The organism is Chromobacterium sp. CCUG 76385 (assembly GCF_059916625.1).
The window spans coordinates 1-17,223 of sequence record NZ_JAUCGU010000019.1; the positions used below are offsets into that span (position 1 = coordinate 1).

Consider the following 17,223-nt stretch of genomic DNA (forward strand, 5'->3'; position numbering starts at 1 on the left):
TGCGTCGGACTGTGCGCCTTGCTTCCGGCCCAAATCGGCTCAAACGCGATCCACTCACCAAACGTCAACAGCCCCTAATAAACGGCTCCCCTCATCCACATGGAAAGAAAAATGAATAACTGGCTGCGCAATAATCGCGGATTTCTGGTTTTCCTTTTGGTATTCGGCCTGTTCCGGACCGCGGTGGCGGACTGGAACCCGATCCCGTCCGGTTCGATGCGTCCCACCGTGCTGGAAGGCGACGTGGTGCTGGTCAACCGGCTGGCCTACGACCTGAAGCTGCCCTTGAGCAACGTCATCCTGCAGCGCACCGGCGAACCGCAACGCGGCGACATCGTCACCTTCGCATCGCCCAAGGACGGCACGCGGCTGATCAAGCGATTGGTAGCCGTGCCCGGCGATGTGGTGGAAATGCGCAATGAGGAACTGATCATCAACGGCCGCACCGCCCATTACCAACCGCTGCAGCAACTGACGGAGACCGTGGCGGACAATGTGGCGCTGCCGGCGCTGCGCTTGCAAGAAAGCGGCGTACTGCCGCCGCACCGGGTGCAATGGCTGGCCGGCGTCAACGCGCGCAGCAGCTTCGGCCCGATCACGATCCCGCCGGGGCAGTACATGATGCTGGGCGACAACCGCGACGACAGCGCCGATTCGCGCTACTTCGGCCTGGTGCCGCGCAATCTGCTGATCGGCCGCGCCGTCGGCGTCATCGCCTCCACCGACATCACCGGCAACTGGATGCCGCGCTGGGCGCGTTTCGCCAGCGATTTCCACTGATCGTCCATCGATAAACAAAAAGCCGTCCCATCCGGGACGGCTTTTTCTTGGGCGAAAATCAGGCGTCAGCTGGCGTCGCTCTTGCCGCCTATCTTGTCTTCCTGGCCGGTCATCAGCTTGATCAGGTTCGACTTGTGGCGGTGGATCACCACGATGGCGATGATGATGCAGGTGCCGAAGAACACGCTCTGCGGCCCCAGGATGAAGTAGGCGTAAACCGGAACCAGCACGCAAGCGACCAGGGCGGACAGCGAGGAAATCTTCACCACGAAGGCCATGAACAGCCAGGTGGCGATCGCCGCCAGCGCCAGCGGCAGGCTGATGCCGAATAGAATGCCTACCGCGGTGGCCACGCCTTTGCCGCCCTTGAAACCGAAGAACACCGGCCACATGTGGCCGAACAGCACGGCCAGCGCGCACATGGCGATGCCCTGCTCGCTCAGGCCGTAGCGCGGACCCAGCCAGGCAGCCAGCGCCACCGCCACCCAGCCCTTGGCGCCGTCGCCTAGCAGCGTCAGCACCGCCGCCAGCTTCTTGCCGCTGCGCAGCACATTGGTGGCGCCGGGGTTGCCGGAGCCGTAGCTGCGCGGGTCGGCCATGCCCATCGCCTTGCTGACGATCACGGCGAAAGACAGCGAACCGATCAGATAGGCCGCCAGGACAAATGCAAATGCGGTCGTGGTCATGGTGGTGGTGTGTCCGTTAGATTAGAATAGGAGGTTTCGGATTTTACGGTATCGGGCGCCAAAGCCCAACCTCCTAGGACTGATGGACATCATATTCCTGCGCGAAGTGCGCGCCGACACCGTGATCGGCGTGTACGACTGGGAGCGCACCGCCGCCCAGACCATTGAAATCGACCTGGAAATCGGCATTCCCAGCGACACGCCCTGCCACAGCGACAATATCGGCGACACCATACACTACGGCGTCGTGGTGGAACGTTTGCGCCAATCGCTGGAGGAACAGCACTTCCTGCTGCTGGAGGCCCTGGCCGAGCATATCGCCAAAATGGTGCGCGAGGAGTTCGGCGCGCCCTGGGTCAGGGTAGCGGTGACCAAGCTGGGCATTCTGCCCGGCGTCAAACGGGTAGGCGTGCAGATAGAACGCGGCCACCGGCCGCGCTGAGGAGGGATCAGTCGGTATTGAAGCGCAGCTTCAGGCCGACGTCCTTATTGTGCATCTTGACGGTCAGATGGGTGCGCTTGCCCAGGTCCACATTGGGCACCAGCCGCAATGTATGGCCGTCAGCATCCTGCTCCAGACGCACCGGCCCCAGCTGCAGCCCCTGCGGCGCAAAATCCTGCTTCTGCACGGCGGCATCGCGCGGCGAAGCGCACATCAAGGCCTGCGGCATACACGCCGCCTGCGCGGCTGCGCACTGCAGCCAGAAGGCAAGCAAGAACAGCAGACGGCCGACCATGGCACAACTCCATCCATTGATAGTTTAATCATGGACCAAGCCGCGCAGCCGTCAAGAACCGCTTGTAAATCAGCGGTTTCGCATGAAATCCGCCGTGTTGTAGAACGCTTCCAGCAGCTTGTCCTTCAGCCAGTCCTCCACCACCAGTTCGCTCACGGCCTGCCGCATGCACAGCATCCACTGGTCGCGCGCCGCCTCGTCGACGGCAAACGGCATGTGGCGCATGCGCAGGCGTGGATGGCCAAAAGCCTCCATGTACAGAGACGGGCCGCCCAGCCAGCCGGACAAAAACATGAACAGCTTCTGGCGCGAGCCGGACAAATCGGCTGGATGCATGTCGCGCAGCGGCTTTGCCGCAGGCTCGCTGTCCATGATGTCGTAGAACCGGTCCGTCAGCCAACGCACCACCCCTTCGCCGCCCAGCAGTTGGTACGGCGTCATTTCCTGCACTTCGCTCATTCTTGCTCCAGATGCCGGCTCCATGCGCCGGCGGTATTGCCTGCCTCGCCCGCCGCCCGTCACATGCCGCGGAAGGAAAAGTCCAATTGCGGCTTGCGGCCGCTGATGATTTCGGCCAGGGCCCGTCCCGAGCCCGCGCCTTCGGTCCAGCCCAAGGTGCCGTGGCCGGTGTTCAGATACAGTTTGCCGATGCCGCTCTTGCCGATCAGCGGCACATTGCCCGGCGTGGCCGGCCGCAGACCGGTCCAGAAACGCGCGGCATCCCAGTCGCAGGCGTCGGGAAACAGGGCCTGCCCTCGCCGCAGCAAGGCGGCGCAGCGGGCCGGATGGAGATGGGACGAATAGCCGGACAATTCAGCCGTGCCCGCGATGCGCAGTTCGTCGCCCAGGCGGCTGAATACCAGCTTATGCGCTTCGTCGGTAATGCTGACCATGGGCGCCGCCACCAGGCTCCTCACCGGCACCGTCGCCGAATATCCCTTGGCCGGATAAATGGGTAGCCTGAGACCCAGCGGCGCGGTCAATAGCGGAGAATGGCTGCCCAGCGCCAACACGTAAGCGTCGGCCGTCACCCGCTGGTAACTGCCGTCCGGCCCCGTCACCGACACCGCGCTGACTGCGCCGGCCGTCGTCTCCAAGGCATTGATCCGGGTATTGTAGCGGAACTCCACGCCCAGGCCGGCAGCCGCTTCGGCCAGACCGCGCGTGAACAGATGGACATCGCCGGATTCGTCGTCCGGGCACCAACTGGCGCCGGCCAGTTGCGGCAGCGCCGACGCCAAGGCCGGCTCCAGCGCCAGCAGCTGATCCGGCGCCAGAATCCGTTTATCCACCCCCAGCCGCCGCATCCTGGCGGCGGCCCGCTCGGCCAGGGCCAACTGGCCGGCCGTGTAATGCAGGGTCAGAATGCCGCGCGACAAGCGGCGGTAGGCGATGCCGGTTTCCTCGCGCAGCAGGCGCATCGCGTCGCGGCTATACAGCCCCAAGGCCACCATCTGCCGCGTATTGCTGTGGTCGCGCCCAGGCAGGCACTCCAGCAGGAAATCGGCGATCCAGCGCCATTGCGCCGGCTCCAGCCGGGGCCGGAACAGCAGGGGCGCGTCGTCGCGCCACAGCCAGCGCAGCACCTGCCACGGCGCCCGCGGATTGGCCCACGGCTCGGACTGGCTGACCGACAGCTGGCCGCCATTGGCGAAGCTGGTCTCGCGCGCCGCGCCGCAGGCACGCTCCAGCACCACCACTTCATGGCCCATTCTGGCCAGGAACCAGGCGGTGGACACGCCCACCACGCCGGCCCCAAGTACTGCCACACGCATTCCGCCTCCATCAGACAAGACAACGGGCAAGACGCGCTTGCCCGTTATGGCGGAATGTTAAAGCCAAATGCGCGCGGCGGCGACTATTTTGTCGGACAACCCGCCTATTTCTTGGCGTGCTCGTACACGGTCTTGCCGCGCAGATGGAAATAATCGGACGCGAAATAGAAGTTTTCCGAGTGGCCGACGAACAGCAGGCCATCCGGCTTCAACAGCGGGGCGAAACGCTTGAGCACGCCGAACTGGGTATCGCGGTCGAAATAGATCATCACATTGCGGCAGAAAATGGCGTCGAACTGCTTGCGCACGCTCCAGTTTCCCTCCACCAGATTCAGCCGCTGGAAGGTGATCATATTGCGCAGCGCCTGCTTGGCCTGGTAACTGCCGTCCGGCAGCTTGTCGAAATACTTGACCGCATGTCCGGCCGGCAGGCGGGCGATCTTGTCTGCCGAATAAATGCCGGCGCGCCCGGTTTCCAGCACGCTGGTATCCAGATCGGTGGCCAGCACGGTGACATTCGGCCGCGACATGCCGGGGAAGGCCTCCAGGGCGGTGATCGCCAGCGAGTACGGTTCCTCGCCGGTGGAGGCCGCCGCGCACCAGATGGACAACTCGCCGCCGGCCGCTGCCCGCTTCTTCAGATGTTCCGACAGGATGGGGAAATGGTGCTCCTCGCGGAAGAAGAAGGTCAGGTTGGTGGTCAGCGCGTTGACGAACTGCTCGAACTCGCGCTTGCCGCCTATCGACTCCAGAAAATCGACGTAGGCGGCAAAACCGGGCAGCTTCAGCTCGCGGATGCGGCGCACCAGCCTGCCATACACCATGTCTTTTTTGGATGGATTGAGCGCAATCCCCGCTTCCTTGTAGATCAACTTGCGGATGCGTTCGAAATCGGCGTCAGTGAAAGTGAACTCGCGGTTGAATTCTATCTTGGGCAATACCACTGGCGGCAGTTTGTTCATGTCGTGGATTCCACAGCAAAAAGGCCCGGGCAAGTGCCCGAGCCTGGTTCTCACCTTCGCTCAGTATCACACCGAGAACGAAGAACCACAACCGCAAGTCGTGGTGGCGTTCGGATTGCGGATCACAAACTGCGAGCCTTCCAGGCTTTCCTGGTAGTCGATCTCGGCGCCGACCAGGTACTGGTAGCTCATCGGGTCCACCAGGAAAGTCACGCCCTGGCGCTCGATGGCGGTATCGTCCTCGTTGGCGATCTCGTCGAACGTGAAACCGTATTGGAAGCCGGAACAGCCACCACCGGTCACGAAGACGCGCAGCTTCAGGTCGGGATTGCCCTCTTCCGCGATCAGGTCCAGCACCTTGGTGCAGGCGCTGTCGGTGAAGTTGATCGGGCTCGGCATTTCGGTAGCAGCTTCTGTCATGTGTAACCTCGCATTCAGTCGGGCCGGTTCGCGGCCATTCACCCACTATTTTAGTCGGATATCGGGGCGAATGGCGAGCCTTCAAGCCCCTAGGGGCTGTTGACGTTTGGTGAGTGGATCGCGTTTGAGCCGATTTGGCCCGGAAGCAAGGCGCGCAGTCCGACGCATAGTCATTCTATGCAAGGACTGGGCAACGCGGCTTCCGGCCCAAAGCGGCCAAACCCGCAGGGCCGGGCGCCTTTCGCGCCGACTCTTCGTTGTTCCGCGCTGGCAGAGAATGACTATGCGGCGCGCGAAACGCCTCGATTCGGCGCAAAATGCATCCCGGCGCGACCACTCCCCAAACGTCAACAGTCCCTAGCACGATTGTCGTAGGGCGGAAGCCCGGCCGTGCCGGCCGTTCCGCCGCGCCCAATCGACGATTGAGCTTGATCTGCGAGGATGGCGGATCGCCCCTCAAGGCAGCAAGGGCACCACATCCAGGCCGTCGGTTTCCGGCAGGCCGAACATCAGATTCATGTTCTGCACCGCCTGGCCGGCCGCGCCTTTGACCAGATTGTCTATCACCGACAACACCACCACGGTGTCGCCGCCCTGCGGCCTATGCACCGCGATGCGGCACAGATTAGCGCCGCGCACCGAGCGGGTTTCCGGATGGCTGCCGGCCGGCAGCACGTCGACGAAACCTTCGCCGGCGTAACGGCGCTCGAACAGCTGCTGCAGATCGACATCCTTGGTCAGCCGCGCGTACAGCGTGGCGTGGATGCCGCGTATCATCGGCGTCAGGTGCGGCACAAAAGTCAGGCCGACCTGCTTGCCGCCGATATGGGACAGACCCTGGCGGATTTCCGGCAGGTGACGGTGGCCGGCCACGCCATAGGCCTTGAAGGAATCGCCGGCCTCGGCCAGCAGCGCCCCGATCTCGCCCTTGCGGCCGGCGCCGGACACGCCGGACTTGCAGTCGGCAATCAAGCTGCCGGCGTCGATCACGCCCGCCTCGATCAAGGGCAGAAAGCCCAGTTGCACGGCAGTCGGGTAGCAGCCCGGGTTGGCCACCAGCCGCGCATTGCGGATCGCCTCGCGGTTCACTTCCGGCAAGCCGTAGACGGCGTCGGCCACCAGATGCGGCGCGGCATGCTTGACGCCGTACCACTTTTCCCACTCGTAGACGTCCTTGATGCGGAAGTCCGCCGCCAGGTCTATCACCCGCACGCCGGCATCCAGCAAGGCCGTCGCTTCCTGCATGGCAATGCCGTTGGGCGTGGCGAAAAACACGACATCGCAATCCTGCAGCCTGGCCTCATCCGGCGTGGTGAACGCCAGATCGATGCGGCCGCGCAGGCTGGGGAACATCTCGTCGACGCGGATGCCGGCATCCTTGCGCGAGGTCACTGCCGTTACCCGGGCCTGCGGATGCTTGGCCAGCAAGCGCAATAACTCCACCCCGGTGTAACCGGTTCCTCCGACGATCCCAACCTTGATCATGGCCAGCCCTTTATATAAAAAAATGTCGCAAAGGCGACAGTTTAGGCAGTGAAGGCTGTCGCGGCAAGACCGCGGCAACACATAAAGAAAAGAAAAAACCGCCGGGCCAAGGCCAGGCGGTTTTTTTCCATGCAGAACCGAGCGATTAACGCTTGGAGAACTGCTTGGCGCGACGTGCTTTGCGCAGGCCGACCTTCTTACGCTCAACTTCACGAGCGTCGCGGGTAACGTAACCAGCGGCGGACAGGGAAGGCTTCAGAGCGGCGTCGAAGTCGATCAGGGCGCGGGTGATGCCGTGGCGGATTGCGCCGGCCTGGCCGGTTTCACCACCGCCAACCACGTTCACCTTGATGTCGAAGGATTCGAGGTTTTCGGTCAGGACCAGCGGCTGGCGGATAACCATGCGACCAGTTTCGCGGGCAAAATACTCGTCAACCGGCTTGCCGTTAACGATGATCTGGCCGGAACCTTTTTGCATGAACACGCGAGCGACGGAGCTCTTGCGACGGCCGGTGCCGTAGTAGTATTTACCGTTCATTGTTATGCCTTAAAATCAGATTTCCAGCACTTTGGGCTGTTGGGCGGAGTGCGGATGCTCGGAACCAGAGTACACCTTGAGCTTCTTGATCATGGCGTAACCCAGCGGACCCTTCGGCAGCATGCCTTTGACGGCTTTCTCCAGAACGCGTTCCGGGAACTGGTTTTGCAGTTCGGTGAAAGTGCGTTCGTAGATACCGCCCGGGTAGCCGGAGTGACGGTAGTACTTCTTGTCTTGGGCCTTGGTACCGGTCACGCGCAGTTTTTCGACGTTCACCACAACGATGAAGTCGCCGGTATCTACGTGCGGAGTGAATTCCGGCTTGTGTTTGCCACGCAGGCGGCGGGCGATTTCGGCAGCCAGGCGACCCAGCACCTTATCGGCGGCGTCGACCACGTACCACTCGCGCTTTACCTCATGCGGCTTGGCAGAAAAGGTCTTCATGGAACTCTTCCATCGTAATTCTTGAAAGTTACGGATTTTAGAGCAATGGCCGGGTCGCTGTCAAACCCTTGTGACACAACAGATTTCCGGAGGGCGGGAAACTGTGCGAGGCGTGGTAAATATGGTCAAAAAAAAGCGCAACGCTGCTGCGTGTTGCGCCAAGTTCCACCTTTGAGAAGGAGGATGGAGGAGACAACACCAAGGCGCCACAGTGCGTAACGCCCTGATGCAATACCGATTATCGGTATCCCACCGGAATTAGGCAAGTAGTTTTTGTGCACTGCACGATAAATCATGTGCGCCAATGAGACACCCTTGCCGCGGCAAGGCGAAACGGGCGCCGCCGGCGCCCGTTTCATCGGCAAATCAGCGATTTACAGCTTGATCGCCGCGTCCAGCGCCACTTCCATCATGTCGCGGAAGGAAGTCTGGCGCTCCTCGGCGCTGGTGGCCTCGCCGGTCGGAATAATGTCCGACACGGTCAGGATGCCGGCCGCGCGCGCGCCGTATTGGGCCGCTACGGCGTAGATGCCGGCCAGCTCCATCTCGATCACGTTGACCTGCATCTTGGAGAGCACGTCCAGCATGTTCGGCTGCACGCCGTAGAACAGGTCGGCGGAGAACACATTGCCGACGGTCACTTTCTTGCCCTGCTCCGCCGCGGTGTCCACCAGGGTGCGCAGCAGCGTGTAGTCGGCGATGGCGGCGTAGTCATGGTCGTTGAAGCGCATGCGGTTCACCTTGCTGTCGGTGGACGCGCCCATGGCGATGAACAGCTCGCGCAGCTTGATGTCGGGCGTCACCGCGCCGCAGGAGCCGATGCGGATGATGTTCTTGACGCCGTAGTCCTTGATCAGCTCCGTGGTGTAGATGCTGGCGGACGGGATGCCCATGCCGTGCGCCATCACCGACAGGCGCTTGCCCTTGTAGCTGCCGGTGTAGCCGAACACATTGCGCACATTGGTCACCTGCTCCGCGCCTTCCAGGAAGGTTTCGGCGATCATCTTGGCGCGCAGCGGATCGCCTGGCATCAGTACGGTTTCGGCGAAAGCGCCATCCTTGGCGTTGATATGCGGGGTAGCCATTGAAAGTCTCCTCTAAGCGATATGCAATAGTCTGGCGGCAGCCCGTGATCCGGGCCGCTCAAATGCGGTGAGCGGGCCGCCAGGCGGCCCGCAGGGTAGGACTCAGTCCAGGAAGGACGTGCCGTAATCCATGGCAGGCAGGCCAAGATGGCTGGCCACGCTCTGACCGATGTCGGCAAAGGTGGTTCGCTCTCCCACGCTGCCCGGCTTGACCGACTTGCCGTAGCACAACACCGGGATGTGCTCGCGGGTGTGGTCGGTGCCCGGCCAGGTCGGATCGCAGCCGTGGTCGGCCGACAGGATCAGGATATCGTCGTCACCCATCGCTGCCATGACTTCCGGCAGGCGCGCGTCGAACTCTTCCAGCGCCGCGGCGTAGCCGGCAGTATTGCGGCGATGGCCGTAGCTGGAGTCGAAATCGACGAAGTTTGCCATGATGATGGCCGGCTTGTCCCGATGCTGATTCATGGCGGTCAGCGTGGCGTCCCACAGCTGGTCAAAGCCGGTGGCCTTGTGCTTGTGGGTGATGCCGACATGGGCGTAGATGTCGGCGATCTTGCCGATCGACACCACGTCGCCGCCGGCGTCGGCCAGCTTTTTCAACACGGTCGGCGCCGGCGGCTCCACCGCCAGGTCCTTGCGGTTGCCGGTGCGGGCGAACTTCCCCTTGCCCTCGCCAATGAACGGACGGGCGATCACGCGGCCGATATTGTACGGCTCCAGCAGCTCGCGGGTGATCTTGCACAGCTCGTACAGCCGGTCGAGGCCAAAGGTCTCTTCATGGCAGGCGATCTGGAACACCGAGTCGGCCGAGGTGTAGAAGATCGGCTTGCCGGTTTGCATGTGCTCCTCGCCCAGACGGTCCAGAATCTCGGTGCCGGAGGCGTGGCAATTGCCCAGATAGCCTGGCAAGCCGGCCTTCTCGACAATGGCGTCCAGCAATGCCTGCGGGAAGCTGTTGTCGTGCTCGCTGAAATAGCCCCAGTCGAACAGCACCGGCACGCCGGCGATTTCCCAATGGCCGGACGGCGTGTCCTTGCCGCTGGAGATTTCGCGGGCGTAGCCATAGGCCGCCAGCGGCGCGGCCGGGTCCATCCCTTCCGGGAAGTAGCCGGACGACAGCTGGCAGGCGTGGCCCAGGCCCATCTTGGACAGATTGGGCAGCTTCAGCGGGCCGCTGCGGCCCACGTCGGCGCGGCCGGCGGCCGCCTCCATGGCGATGTGGCCGAGCGTGTTGCTGCCGGCGTCGCCGAACTTGTCGGCGTCCGCCGCGGCGCCGATGCCGAGCGAATCGAGAATAATGATAATTGCGCGTTTCATGCTGCCTCCCTGGCCTTATTCGCCACGGATGATCTGGTAAACCTGCGGCAGCGTAGCCGGCGCGATTTCATCGATGCGGATGGCTGCCTTGACGCGGCGCGCCGCGTCTTCGAAGCTCGCCTCGTCTGCGGCGTGGATCATCATCAGCGGGGTGTCCTTGCTGATATTCCGACCCAGTTCGACGAACTGCGACAGTCCTACGCGGAAATCCAGCTCGTCGCTGGCCAGACGGCGGCCGCCGCCCAGCGCGCAAACGGCCATGCCGATGCCGCGGGTATCCATCGAACCCACGTAGCCAGCCTTGTCGGCGAATACCGGGCGCACGATGGGCGCCGGCGCCAGATGGCGGTCGTAGTTTTCCAGGAAGTCGGCCGGACCGCCCAGCGCGGTGACCATGCGGCCGAAGATCTCGGCGGCGCGGCCGGAATCCAGCGCGGCTTGCAGCTTGGCGCGCGCGTCGGCCTCGTCGCTGGCCAGCTTGCCGCCGATCAACATCTGCGCGCACAGCGCCATGGTCACTTCGTGCAGGCGCGGGTTGCGCTCGTCGCCCTTCAGGTAACGCACGGCCTCGCGGGTTTCGATGCTGTTGCCGGCGGTGGAGGCCAAGGGCTGGCTCATCTCGGTGATCAGCGCGGTGGTGGCCACGCCGGCGCCGTTGCCCACCTTGACGATGCGTTCGGCCAGTTCGATGGACTTCTGCATGGTCGGCATGAAGGCGCCGCTGCCGGCCTTGACGTCCATCACCAGCACGTCCAGGCCCGCCGCCAGCTTCTTGGACAGGATGGACGCGGTGATCAGGGCAATGGATTCGACGGTGGCGGTGACGTCGCGGGTGGCGTAGAAGCGGCGGTCGGCCGGGGCCAGGTCGGAAGTCTGGCCGATGATGGCCACGCCGACTTCCTTCACCACCTTGCGGAACAGTTCCGGGTCCGGGAACGGGTTATAGCCCGGCACCGCCGACAGCTTGTCCAGCGTGCCGCCGGTGTGGCCCAGGCCGCGGCCGGAAATCATGGGCACGAAGCCGCCGCAGGCGGCGACCATGGGTCCGAGCATCAGCGACACCACGTCGCCCACGCCGCCGGTGGAATGCTTGTCCACGATGGGGCCGGGCAGGTTCAGATCTTTCCAGTGCATGCGGCGGCCGGAATCGCGCATGGCCAGCGCCAAGTGGACGTTCTCTTCCAGCTCCATGCCGTTGAAGTAGATGGCCATCGCCAAAGCGGCGATCTGGCTGTCCGCCACGCTGTTGTCGGTGATGCCGGCAACGAATTGTTGAATGTCTTGCTGCGACAGCATCACGCCGTCGCGTTTTTTGCGAATGATTTCCTGCGGCAAAAACATGGCATTCTCCCTGCCTGATACCCACTGCGCTGCAGAATGAAACGGCAATGGGCGATGCGGCCGGGAAATCGCCCGGCCAGAGTGCGGTAACCCCGCGAATTCCTAAATAATCAGTAGCCGCTGCTCGGCTTGGCGACGCCGCCGGCGATCTCGATCTGCAGATTGGCCAGCAAGCTGGACGCGCCAAAGCGGAAGTGCGCTGCCGTCACCCAGCCGTCACCCAACAGGCGGCCGGCCAGATCCAGATACTGCGCGGCCTCGGCCGCGCTCTTCACGCCGCCGGCAGCCTTGAAGCCGCACTGGCCGCCGGTTTCCTTGATCACGTTCAGCATCACGTCCGCCGCTTCCAGCGTGGCGTTGACCGGCACCTTGCCGGTGGAAGTCTTGATGAAATCGGCGCCGGCGCGGATGGAAATCTCGCTGGCCGCGCGGATCAGCGCCGGGTCTTTCAGCTCTCCGCTTTCGATGATGACTTTCAGCAGCTTGTCGCCGCAGGCCTCTTTGCAGGCCTTGACCAGCTCGAAGCCGATGTCGCGGTTGCCGGCCATCAGCGCGCGGTACGGAAACACCACGTCCACTTCGTCGGCGCCGTAGGCGATGGCGGCGCGCGTCTCGGCCACGGCGATGGCGACGTCATCATTGCCGTGCGGGAAGTTGGTGACAGTGGCCACCAGCACTTCCGGGCAGCCCGCTTCGCGCAGCGTTTTCTTGGCGATGGGCACGAAGCGCGGGAATACGCATACGGCGGCGACGGTGCCGTCCTGGCTCTTGGCCTTGTGGCACAGCGCGATCACCTTGGCATCGGTATCGTCGTCGTTGAGGGTGGTCAGGTCCATCAGGGACAGCGCGCGGCGCGCGGCTTCAATCAATGCAGACATGGTCATTCTCTCTAGGATGGCATCGCTCGGCCCCGGCTAGCACCCGTCAACATGACGGTGTTTTTGTCCGAGTCACTGGATGCGATTATGAAAATTTCTTCACGTGAAAGCAAATCGCGAATCACGCGGACTTGCTTAAACGCAAACCGGCGGCCTTGGCGTGAGCATCGCCTAAAAAACCAAACCGGCTGAAACACCCGCCGCGCGGGCCTTTCAGCCGGCTTCCATTATTGTTTGGCTTATACCCGGCGCGCTTCCTGCACGCCGGACAACTCCATCAAACGAGACAACACGCGGCTGATGTCCTGCACCTGCCTCACTTCCACCGTCAGCCGCAGCCGGCTGCGATGGTCGCGCGCCAGCGTGTTGACGCCGATCAGGTTCAGCTTCTCGCGCGACAGCACATCGGACAGATCGCGCAGCAGGCCGGGGCGGTCCATCGAGATCACCTCGATGTCTATCGGGAACACGCTGTTTTTCTGGTCGCCCCACTCCGCCGCGATCAAACGCTCCGGCACTTCCTGCGACAGCTTTTTCAGGGTGATGCAGCTGCTGCGGTGGATGGAGATGCCGCGGCCCTTGGTCACAAAGCCCATCACCTGGTCCGGCGGCGCCGGCTTGCAGCACTTGGCCAGCACCGTCATCAGGTTGTCCACGCCCTCGATCAGCACGCCGCCCGCGTCGTGGCCGCCCTTGCTGGCCTTGACCAGGCTTTCCGGCAGCACCTCCACCGCCGGCGGCGGCGCGAAGCTGGTGATGGCGTTGCTGACGGCGCGCATGGTCAGTTCGCCATGCCCCAGCGCGCCATAGACTTCATCGAGCTTGTCGTAGCCTAGCTTTTCCGCCAGTTGCTGCAGATTAGGCTGAATGTGCGGACGCCGCGCCAGTTCGCGCTCGAACAGCGCCTTGCCGGTTTCGCGCACGGTGTCGGCGTTCTGCAGCCGGATGTACTGACGGATCTTGGAGATGGCGCGATGGCTCTTCACCCAGCCGTCGTGCAGCCAGTTGACCGACGGGCCGCCTTCCTTCGCCGCCAGGATCTCCACGCGCTGGCCGTTCTGCAGCGGCGTGGACAGCGGCACGATCTGCCCTTCCACCTTGGCGCCGCGGCAGCGGTTGCCCAGGCCGGAATGGATGGCGTAGGCAAAGTCGATCGGGGTGGCGCCCTGCGGCAGCGCCAGCACCTTGCCTTGCGGCGTCAGCACATAGATGGTGTCGGCGAACAGCTCGGTCTTGAACGCCTCGGCCAGGCCTTCGCGGTCGGACATTTCCTCGCGCCAATCCAGCAGCTGGCGCAGCCAGGAGATTTTCTCCTCGTAAGCCGCGTCGCCCTTGCCGCCTTCCTTGTAGCGCCAGTGCGCCGCCACGCCGAATTCGGCGTGCTCGTGCATCTCGAAGGTGCGGATCTGCACCTCCAGCGCCTTGTCCTCGGGGCCGATCACCGCGGTGTGCAGGCTGCGGTAGTTATTGGCCTTGGGATGCGAGATGTAGTCGTCGAACTCGCCGCGTATCGGCTGCCACATGCCGTGAATGATGCCGAGCGCGGTGTAGCAGTCCGGCAGTTTGTCCACCAGGATGCGCACCGCGCGGATGTCGTAAAGCTCGGAGAAGTCGAGCTTTTTCTTCTTCATCTTCTTCCAGATGGAATAGATGTGCTTGGGCCGGCCGGCCACTTCGGCCTTGACGCCGGCCTTGCTCAATTCTTCGCGCAGCACGTCCAGCACGCGCTCGATATAGTCGATGCGCTCCAGCCGCCGCTCGTCCAGCAGCTTGGCGATCTTCTTGTAGGTGTCCGGCTCGGTGTGGCGCAGGCCCAGGTCCTCCAGCTCCCACTTGATCTGCCATACGCCCAGGCGGTTGGCCAAGGGCGCGAACAGCTCCAGCGTCTCGCCGGCGATGCGGCGGCGCACCGCCTCATCGGCCACATTGGCCAGGTAATGCATGGTTTGCGTGCGCCAGGCCAGCTTGATCAGCACCACACGGATGTCCGCCACCATCGCCAGCAGCATCTTGCGCATGGTCTCGGCTTGGCGCGCGCAGTCTTCCGGCGTGGCCATCTTGTCGATGCGGGCGAATTCGGTGATGCGGCGCACGCCGCCGACGCCGTCCACCAGCATGGCCACGGTGGGATTGAAGGTTTCCGTCAGCCACAGCTGCCAGTCCGGGTGGTAGTCCGGCGCGGAGAACAGTAGCGTCGCCGCGATGGCGTCCGGCAACAGGTGCAGATCGGCGACGATGGCCGCGGCGGCCACCGCATGGCTGAACAGGTCTTCGCCGGTGGAGGGAACGGTCTTGCCGGCATACATCTGACGCGCCGCCTCGAAGGCGCGGGCCAGCAGGGCGCCGTCCTCCGCGGGATAAGCGGCGGACAAGCGCTCCAGCCAGCGCGCCGGATCGGCGGCGTCGGCCAGGGTATCGGCAACGGTGCGGACTACGGAAACCATATCTGTCTATCTGGACGGACCTGCCGTCTTAGCCACGGCCGGGCGGGCCCGGCCATCGGATTTGCCACATGGGCGGGAAGCGCCCCGCCCTCTTCAAACTTGCGCCAGCCTCAACAGCAAGCGGCGAACCGGCGCCGGCACGCCGGCGTCCACCGCCTGATCGATGTCCAGCCACTGGCCATCGGCCTCGGCGACGCCCGCGGCCCTGAACTGGTCTATGCGGACCGGCTGCGGCGTGATGATCAGGCGAAAATGCGTAAACACATGCTCCAGCTCCGGCCAGGCGGGCAGCATATCGCCCTCGCCCGCATCGCGCAGCCAGTCTTCGATCTCGAAGGTGGTGGCGAACTCCGGCAAAGACAACAGTCCGCCCCAAATGCCTGTCGGCGGACGGCGCCGCAGCCATACCTGATTGCCGCGCTGCGCCAGCAACATCACGGTTTGCCGGGTGGGCACCGTTTTCTTCGGCCGCGGCGTCGGCAGCTCGCCGGTGCGCCCGTCGCGCGCCGCGACGCAGCCATCCAGCATGGGGCAGACGGTGCAGGCCGGCTTGCCGCGGCTGCATACCGTGGCGCCCAGGTCCATCAGGCCCTGCACATACGGGCCGATGTCGGCGGCGTCGCGCGGCATGATCTGCTCTGCCAGCGCCCACATCCGCTTCTCCACCGTCTTTTCGCCGGGGAAGCCCTCCACGCCGAAACAACGGGCCAGCACCCGCTTGACGTTGCCGTCCAGTATGGTTTCGCGCCGGCCAAAGGCGAAGGCGGAAATCGCGGCGGCGGTGGATCGCCCCACGCCAGGCAAGCGCTCCAGCTGTTCGCGCTCGGCCGGGAAGACGCCGCCGAATTCGTCCATCACCATCCGCGCCGCCTTGTGCAGATTGCGCGCACGGCTGTAATAGCCCAAACCGCTCCATTGCGCCAGCACGTCGTCCACCGGCGCGGCCGCCAAGGCCGCCACATCCGGGAAACGGGCCAGGAAACGCGGGTAGTAGTCGAGCACGCTCTTCACCTGCGTCTGCTGCAGCATGATCTCTGACAGCCATACGCGGTAGGGGTCGCTAACCTGCCAGGGCAGATCGTGGCGGCCGTGCCGCCGCTGCCAGGCCACCAGTCGGGGGGCGAAACTGCTGTGCAACATCGCGATCCAGTATCCAATCGAACCGGTTATGGTAACGGAAAGCCGCAGCGTCACCAAGCAGGCGGAGGCCAAATGCGGTAAAATTAAAAGATTACTTATTTAGTTGTTCAATTCGAGGTCGTTTCAATGTCCAGTTTCCGCTCCCGCCAACGCGCCAGCCAGCGCCGCGATCAAACCAGCCGCGAACGCGCGGCCAACTCGCCGGCAGGCGGAAACCAGCCGCCGCGGGATGGCGAAAAGCCGCCGCGCGCGCCGTACTCCGGCCCGCGCCCCGGCGCGGCCAAGCCGGACTGGCAGCCGCGTCAGGACGACCGCCGCTTCGACAAGCGCGGCCCGCGCCCGGAAGGCGGCCAGGACAAGCGTTTCGACCGTCCCGCCGGCAAGCCGGACTGGCAGCCGCGCCAGGACGACCGCCGTTTCGACAAGCGCGGACCGCGCCCGGAAGGCGGCCAGGACAAGCGTTTCGACCGTCCCGCCGGCAAGCCGGACTGGCAGCCGCGCCAAGACGACCGCCGTTTCGACAAGCGCGGACCGCGCCCGGAAGGCGGCCAGGACAAGCGTTTTGACCGCCCCGCCGGCAAGCCGGACTGGCAGCCGCGCCAGGACGACCGCCGTTTCGACAAACGTCCGCCGGAAGCCGGCCAGGAGCGCCGTTACGACCGCGACCGCGGTCCGTCCAGCCGCAAACCGCTGCCGGAAGGCGCGGAACGCGCGCCGGATTTCCGCCGCGACGGCCCCGCCCAGGACAAGCGCTACAGCCGTGACCGCGGCCCCTCCGGCCGCAAGCCGCTGCACACCGAAGACGCGCCGCCGCGCCCGTTCAAGCCGCGCGCCGAGGGCGAAACGCATCAGGCCAAATGGCAAGACCGCGCCCCGCGCGAAGACCGCCCGGCTCGCGACGACAACGCCCCGCGCAAGCTGTTCTCCAAGCGCGAGGACGGCGAACGCGACAACCGCTTCCGCCGCGACGACAAGCCGCAATGGCAGGACCGCGCCCCGCGCGAAGACCGCCCGGCTCGCGACGACAACGCTCCGCGCAAGCTGTTCTCCAAGCGCGAGAACGGCGAGCGCGACAACCGCTTCCGCCGCGACGACAAACCGCAATGGCAGGACCGCGCCCCGCGCGAAGACCGCCCGGCTCGCGACGACAACGCCCCGCGCAAGCTGTTCTCCAAGCGCGAGGACGGC

General features: G+C 64.3%; 17 protein-coding genes and 1 pseudogene. 3 read left to right on the forward strand and 15 right to left on the reverse strand.

Annotated elements, in window-relative coordinates:
• The first annotated feature begins 111 nt into the window (after nt 1–111).
• On the forward strand, nt 112–780 hold the full coding sequence (lepB, locus tag QUG01_RS12830) for a signal peptidase I (RefSeq protein ID WP_500830494.1): 669 nt from the start codon (nt 112–114) through the stop codon (nt 778–780).
• Nucleotides 781–845: 65 nt separating this feature from the next.
• Here lepB and plsY read toward each other — a convergent pair whose 3' ends face one another.
• Nucleotides 846–1,466 carry a glycerol-3-phosphate 1-O-acyltransferase PlsY gene (gene plsY, locus QUG01_RS12835; protein ID WP_103320892.1) on the reverse strand — a complete coding sequence of 207 codons (621 nt, stop codon included), beginning with the start codon at nt 1,464–1,466 and terminating at the stop codon, nt 846–848.
• Between the two features lie 82 nt (nt 1,467–1,548).
• Here plsY and QUG01_RS12840 point away from each other — a divergent pair, with 82 nt between their 5' ends.
• Nucleotides 1,549–1,908 (forward strand): dihydroneopterin aldolase, encoded by a 360-nt coding sequence (locus QUG01_RS12840; RefSeq protein WP_043629044.1) that lies wholly within the window; start codon nt 1,549–1,551, stop codon nt 1,906–1,908.
• 7 nt (nt 1,909–1,915) lie between these two features.
• Here the strand turns inward: QUG01_RS12840 and QUG01_RS12845 are convergent, their stop codons facing one another.
• The 14 genes from QUG01_RS12845 to mutY form a co-directional block, all read right to left on the reverse strand.
• A complete protein-coding gene (locus QUG01_RS12845; protein ID WP_500830495.1) occupies nt 1,916–2,203 on the reverse strand; it encodes a hypothetical protein in 288 nt (95 codons plus the stop codon).
• A 69-nt stretch (nt 2,204–2,272) separates the two neighbouring features.
• Nucleotides 2,273–2,662 (reverse strand): group II truncated hemoglobin, encoded by a 390-nt coding sequence (locus QUG01_RS12850; protein ID WP_199153106.1) that lies wholly within the window; start codon nt 2,660–2,662, stop codon nt 2,273–2,275.
• A 59-nt stretch (nt 2,663–2,721) separates the two neighbouring features.
• Complete coding sequence (locus tag QUG01_RS12855) at nt 2,722–3,978, reverse strand: D-amino acid dehydrogenase (RefSeq protein WP_500830496.1); 1,257 nt, start codon at nt 3,976–3,978, stop codon at nt 2,722–2,724.
• 104 nt (nt 3,979–4,082) lie between these two features.
• Nucleotides 4,083–4,940, reverse strand: a complete 858-nt coding sequence (locus QUG01_RS12860) for a CheR family methyltransferase (RefSeq protein ID WP_500830497.1) — start codon at nt 4,938–4,940, stop codon at nt 4,083–4,085.
• Between the two features lie 66 nt (nt 4,941–5,006).
• Nucleotides 5,007–5,339 (reverse strand): iron-sulfur cluster insertion protein ErpA, encoded by a 333-nt coding sequence (erpA, locus tag QUG01_RS12865; protein WP_390861608.1) that lies wholly within the window; start codon nt 5,337–5,339, stop codon nt 5,007–5,009.
• Nucleotides 5,340–5,816: 477 nt separating this feature from the next.
• Nucleotides 5,817–6,845: an N-acetyl-gamma-glutamyl-phosphate reductase gene (gene argC, locus QUG01_RS12870; protein ID WP_500830498.1), complete on the reverse strand. Its 1,029-nt coding sequence runs from the start codon at nt 6,843–6,845 to the stop codon at nt 5,817–5,819.
• A 145-nt stretch (nt 6,846–6,990) separates the two neighbouring features.
• The gene (rpsI, locus tag QUG01_RS12875; protein ID WP_103320897.1) at nt 6,991–7,383 is read right to left on the reverse strand and encodes a 30S ribosomal protein S9; all 393 of its coding nucleotides are present in this window, start codon (nt 7,381–7,383) and stop codon (nt 6,991–6,993) included.
• A gap of 15 nt (nt 7,384–7,398) precedes the next feature.
• Nucleotides 7,399–7,827 (reverse strand): 50S ribosomal protein L13, encoded by a 429-nt coding sequence (rplM, locus tag QUG01_RS12880; RefSeq protein WP_043621694.1) that lies wholly within the window; start codon nt 7,825–7,827, stop codon nt 7,399–7,401.
• A 374-nt stretch (nt 7,828–8,201) separates the two neighbouring features.
• The gene (gene deoD, locus QUG01_RS12885) at nt 8,202–8,912 is read right to left on the reverse strand and encodes a purine-nucleoside phosphorylase (RefSeq protein WP_500830499.1); all 711 of its coding nucleotides are present in this window, start codon (nt 8,910–8,912) and stop codon (nt 8,202–8,204) included.
• Between the two features lie 102 nt (nt 8,913–9,014).
• Complete coding sequence (locus QUG01_RS12890; protein ID WP_500830500.1) at nt 9,015–10,232, reverse strand: phosphopentomutase; 1,218 nt, start codon at nt 10,230–10,232, stop codon at nt 9,015–9,017.
• 15 nt (nt 10,233–10,247) lie between these two features.
• Nucleotides 10,248–11,573, reverse strand: coding sequence for a thymidine phosphorylase (gene deoA, locus QUG01_RS12895; protein ID WP_500830501.1), 1,326 nt, complete (start codon nt 11,571–11,573; stop codon nt 10,248–10,250).
• 110 nt (nt 11,574–11,683) lie between these two features.
• Nucleotides 11,684–12,451 (reverse strand): deoxyribose-phosphate aldolase, encoded by a 768-nt coding sequence (gene deoC / locus QUG01_RS12900; RefSeq protein ID WP_500830502.1) that lies wholly within the window; start codon nt 12,449–12,451, stop codon nt 11,684–11,686.
• A 239-nt stretch (nt 12,452–12,690) separates the two neighbouring features.
• Complete coding sequence (locus tag QUG01_RS12905) at nt 12,691–14,895, reverse strand: RelA/SpoT family protein (protein ID WP_500830503.1); 2,205 nt, start codon at nt 14,893–14,895, stop codon at nt 12,691–12,693.
• A 93-nt stretch (nt 14,896–14,988) separates the two neighbouring features.
• Nucleotides 14,989–16,032: an A/G-specific adenine glycosylase gene (gene mutY / locus QUG01_RS12910; protein WP_500830555.1), complete on the reverse strand. Its 1,044-nt coding sequence runs from the start codon at nt 16,030–16,032 to the stop codon at nt 14,989–14,991.
• A gap of 129 nt (nt 16,033–16,161) precedes the next feature.
• Between mutY and QUG01_RS12915 the strand changes: the two are divergent.
• A pseudogene (locus tag QUG01_RS12915) lies at nt 16,162–17,223 on the forward strand (hypothetical protein); the annotation flags it as partial.

What these genes read in the sequence shown, in the direction of transcription:
- lepB (WP_500830494.1), top strand. Translation starts at nt 112, where the DNA reads ATGAATAACTGGCTGCGCAATAATCGCGGATTTCTGGTTTTCCTTTTG.
- erpA (WP_390861608.1), bottom strand. Translation starts at nt 5,339, where the DNA reads ATGCCGAGCCCGATCAACTTCACCGACAGCGCCTGCACCAAGGTGCTG.
- QUG01_RS12905 (WP_500830503.1), bottom strand. Translation starts at nt 14,895, where the DNA reads ATGGTTTCCGTAGTCCGCACCGTTGCCGATACCCTGGCCGACGCCGCC.
- QUG01_RS12860 (WP_500830497.1), bottom strand. Translation starts at nt 4,940, where the DNA reads ATGAACAAACTGCCGCCAGTGGTATTGCCCAAGATAGAATTCAACCGC.
- deoD (WP_500830499.1), bottom strand. Translation starts at nt 8,912, where the DNA reads ATGGCTACCCCGCATATCAACGCCAAGGATGGCGCTTTCGCCGAAACC.
- deoA (WP_500830501.1), bottom strand. Translation starts at nt 11,573, where the DNA reads ATGTTTTTGCCGCAGGAAATCATTCGCAAAAAACGCGACGGCGTGATG.
- plsY (WP_103320892.1), bottom strand. Translation starts at nt 1,466, where the DNA reads ATGACCACGACCGCATTTGCATTTGTCCTGGCGGCCTATCTGATCGGT.
- argC (WP_500830498.1), bottom strand. Translation starts at nt 6,845, where the DNA reads ATGATCAAGGTTGGGATCGTCGGAGGAACCGGTTACACCGGGGTGGAG.
- QUG01_RS12840 (WP_043629044.1), top strand. Translation starts at nt 1,549, where the DNA reads ATGGACATCATATTCCTGCGCGAAGTGCGCGCCGACACCGTGATCGGC.
- QUG01_RS12850 (WP_199153106.1), bottom strand. Translation starts at nt 2,662, where the DNA reads ATGAGCGAAGTGCAGGAAATGACGCCGTACCAACTGCTGGGCGGCGAA.
- deoC (WP_500830502.1), bottom strand. Translation starts at nt 12,451, where the DNA reads ATGTCTGCATTGATTGAAGCCGCGCGCCGCGCGCTGTCCCTGATGGAC.
- rplM (WP_043621694.1), bottom strand. Translation starts at nt 7,827, where the DNA reads ATGAAGACCTTTTCTGCCAAGCCGCATGAGGTAAAGCGCGAGTGGTAC.
- rpsI (WP_103320897.1), bottom strand. Translation starts at nt 7,383, where the DNA reads ATGAACGGTAAATACTACTACGGCACCGGCCGTCGCAAGAGCTCCGTC.
- QUG01_RS12845 (WP_500830495.1), bottom strand. Translation starts at nt 2,203, where the DNA reads ATGGTCGGCCGTCTGCTGTTCTTGCTTGCCTTCTGGCTGCAGTGCGCA.
- QUG01_RS12855 (WP_500830496.1), bottom strand. Translation starts at nt 3,978, where the DNA reads ATGCGTGTGGCAGTACTTGGGGCCGGCGTGGTGGGCGTGTCCACCGCC.
- QUG01_RS12890 (WP_500830500.1), bottom strand. Translation starts at nt 10,232, where the DNA reads ATGAAACGCGCAATTATCATTATTCTCGATTCGCTCGGCATCGGCGCC.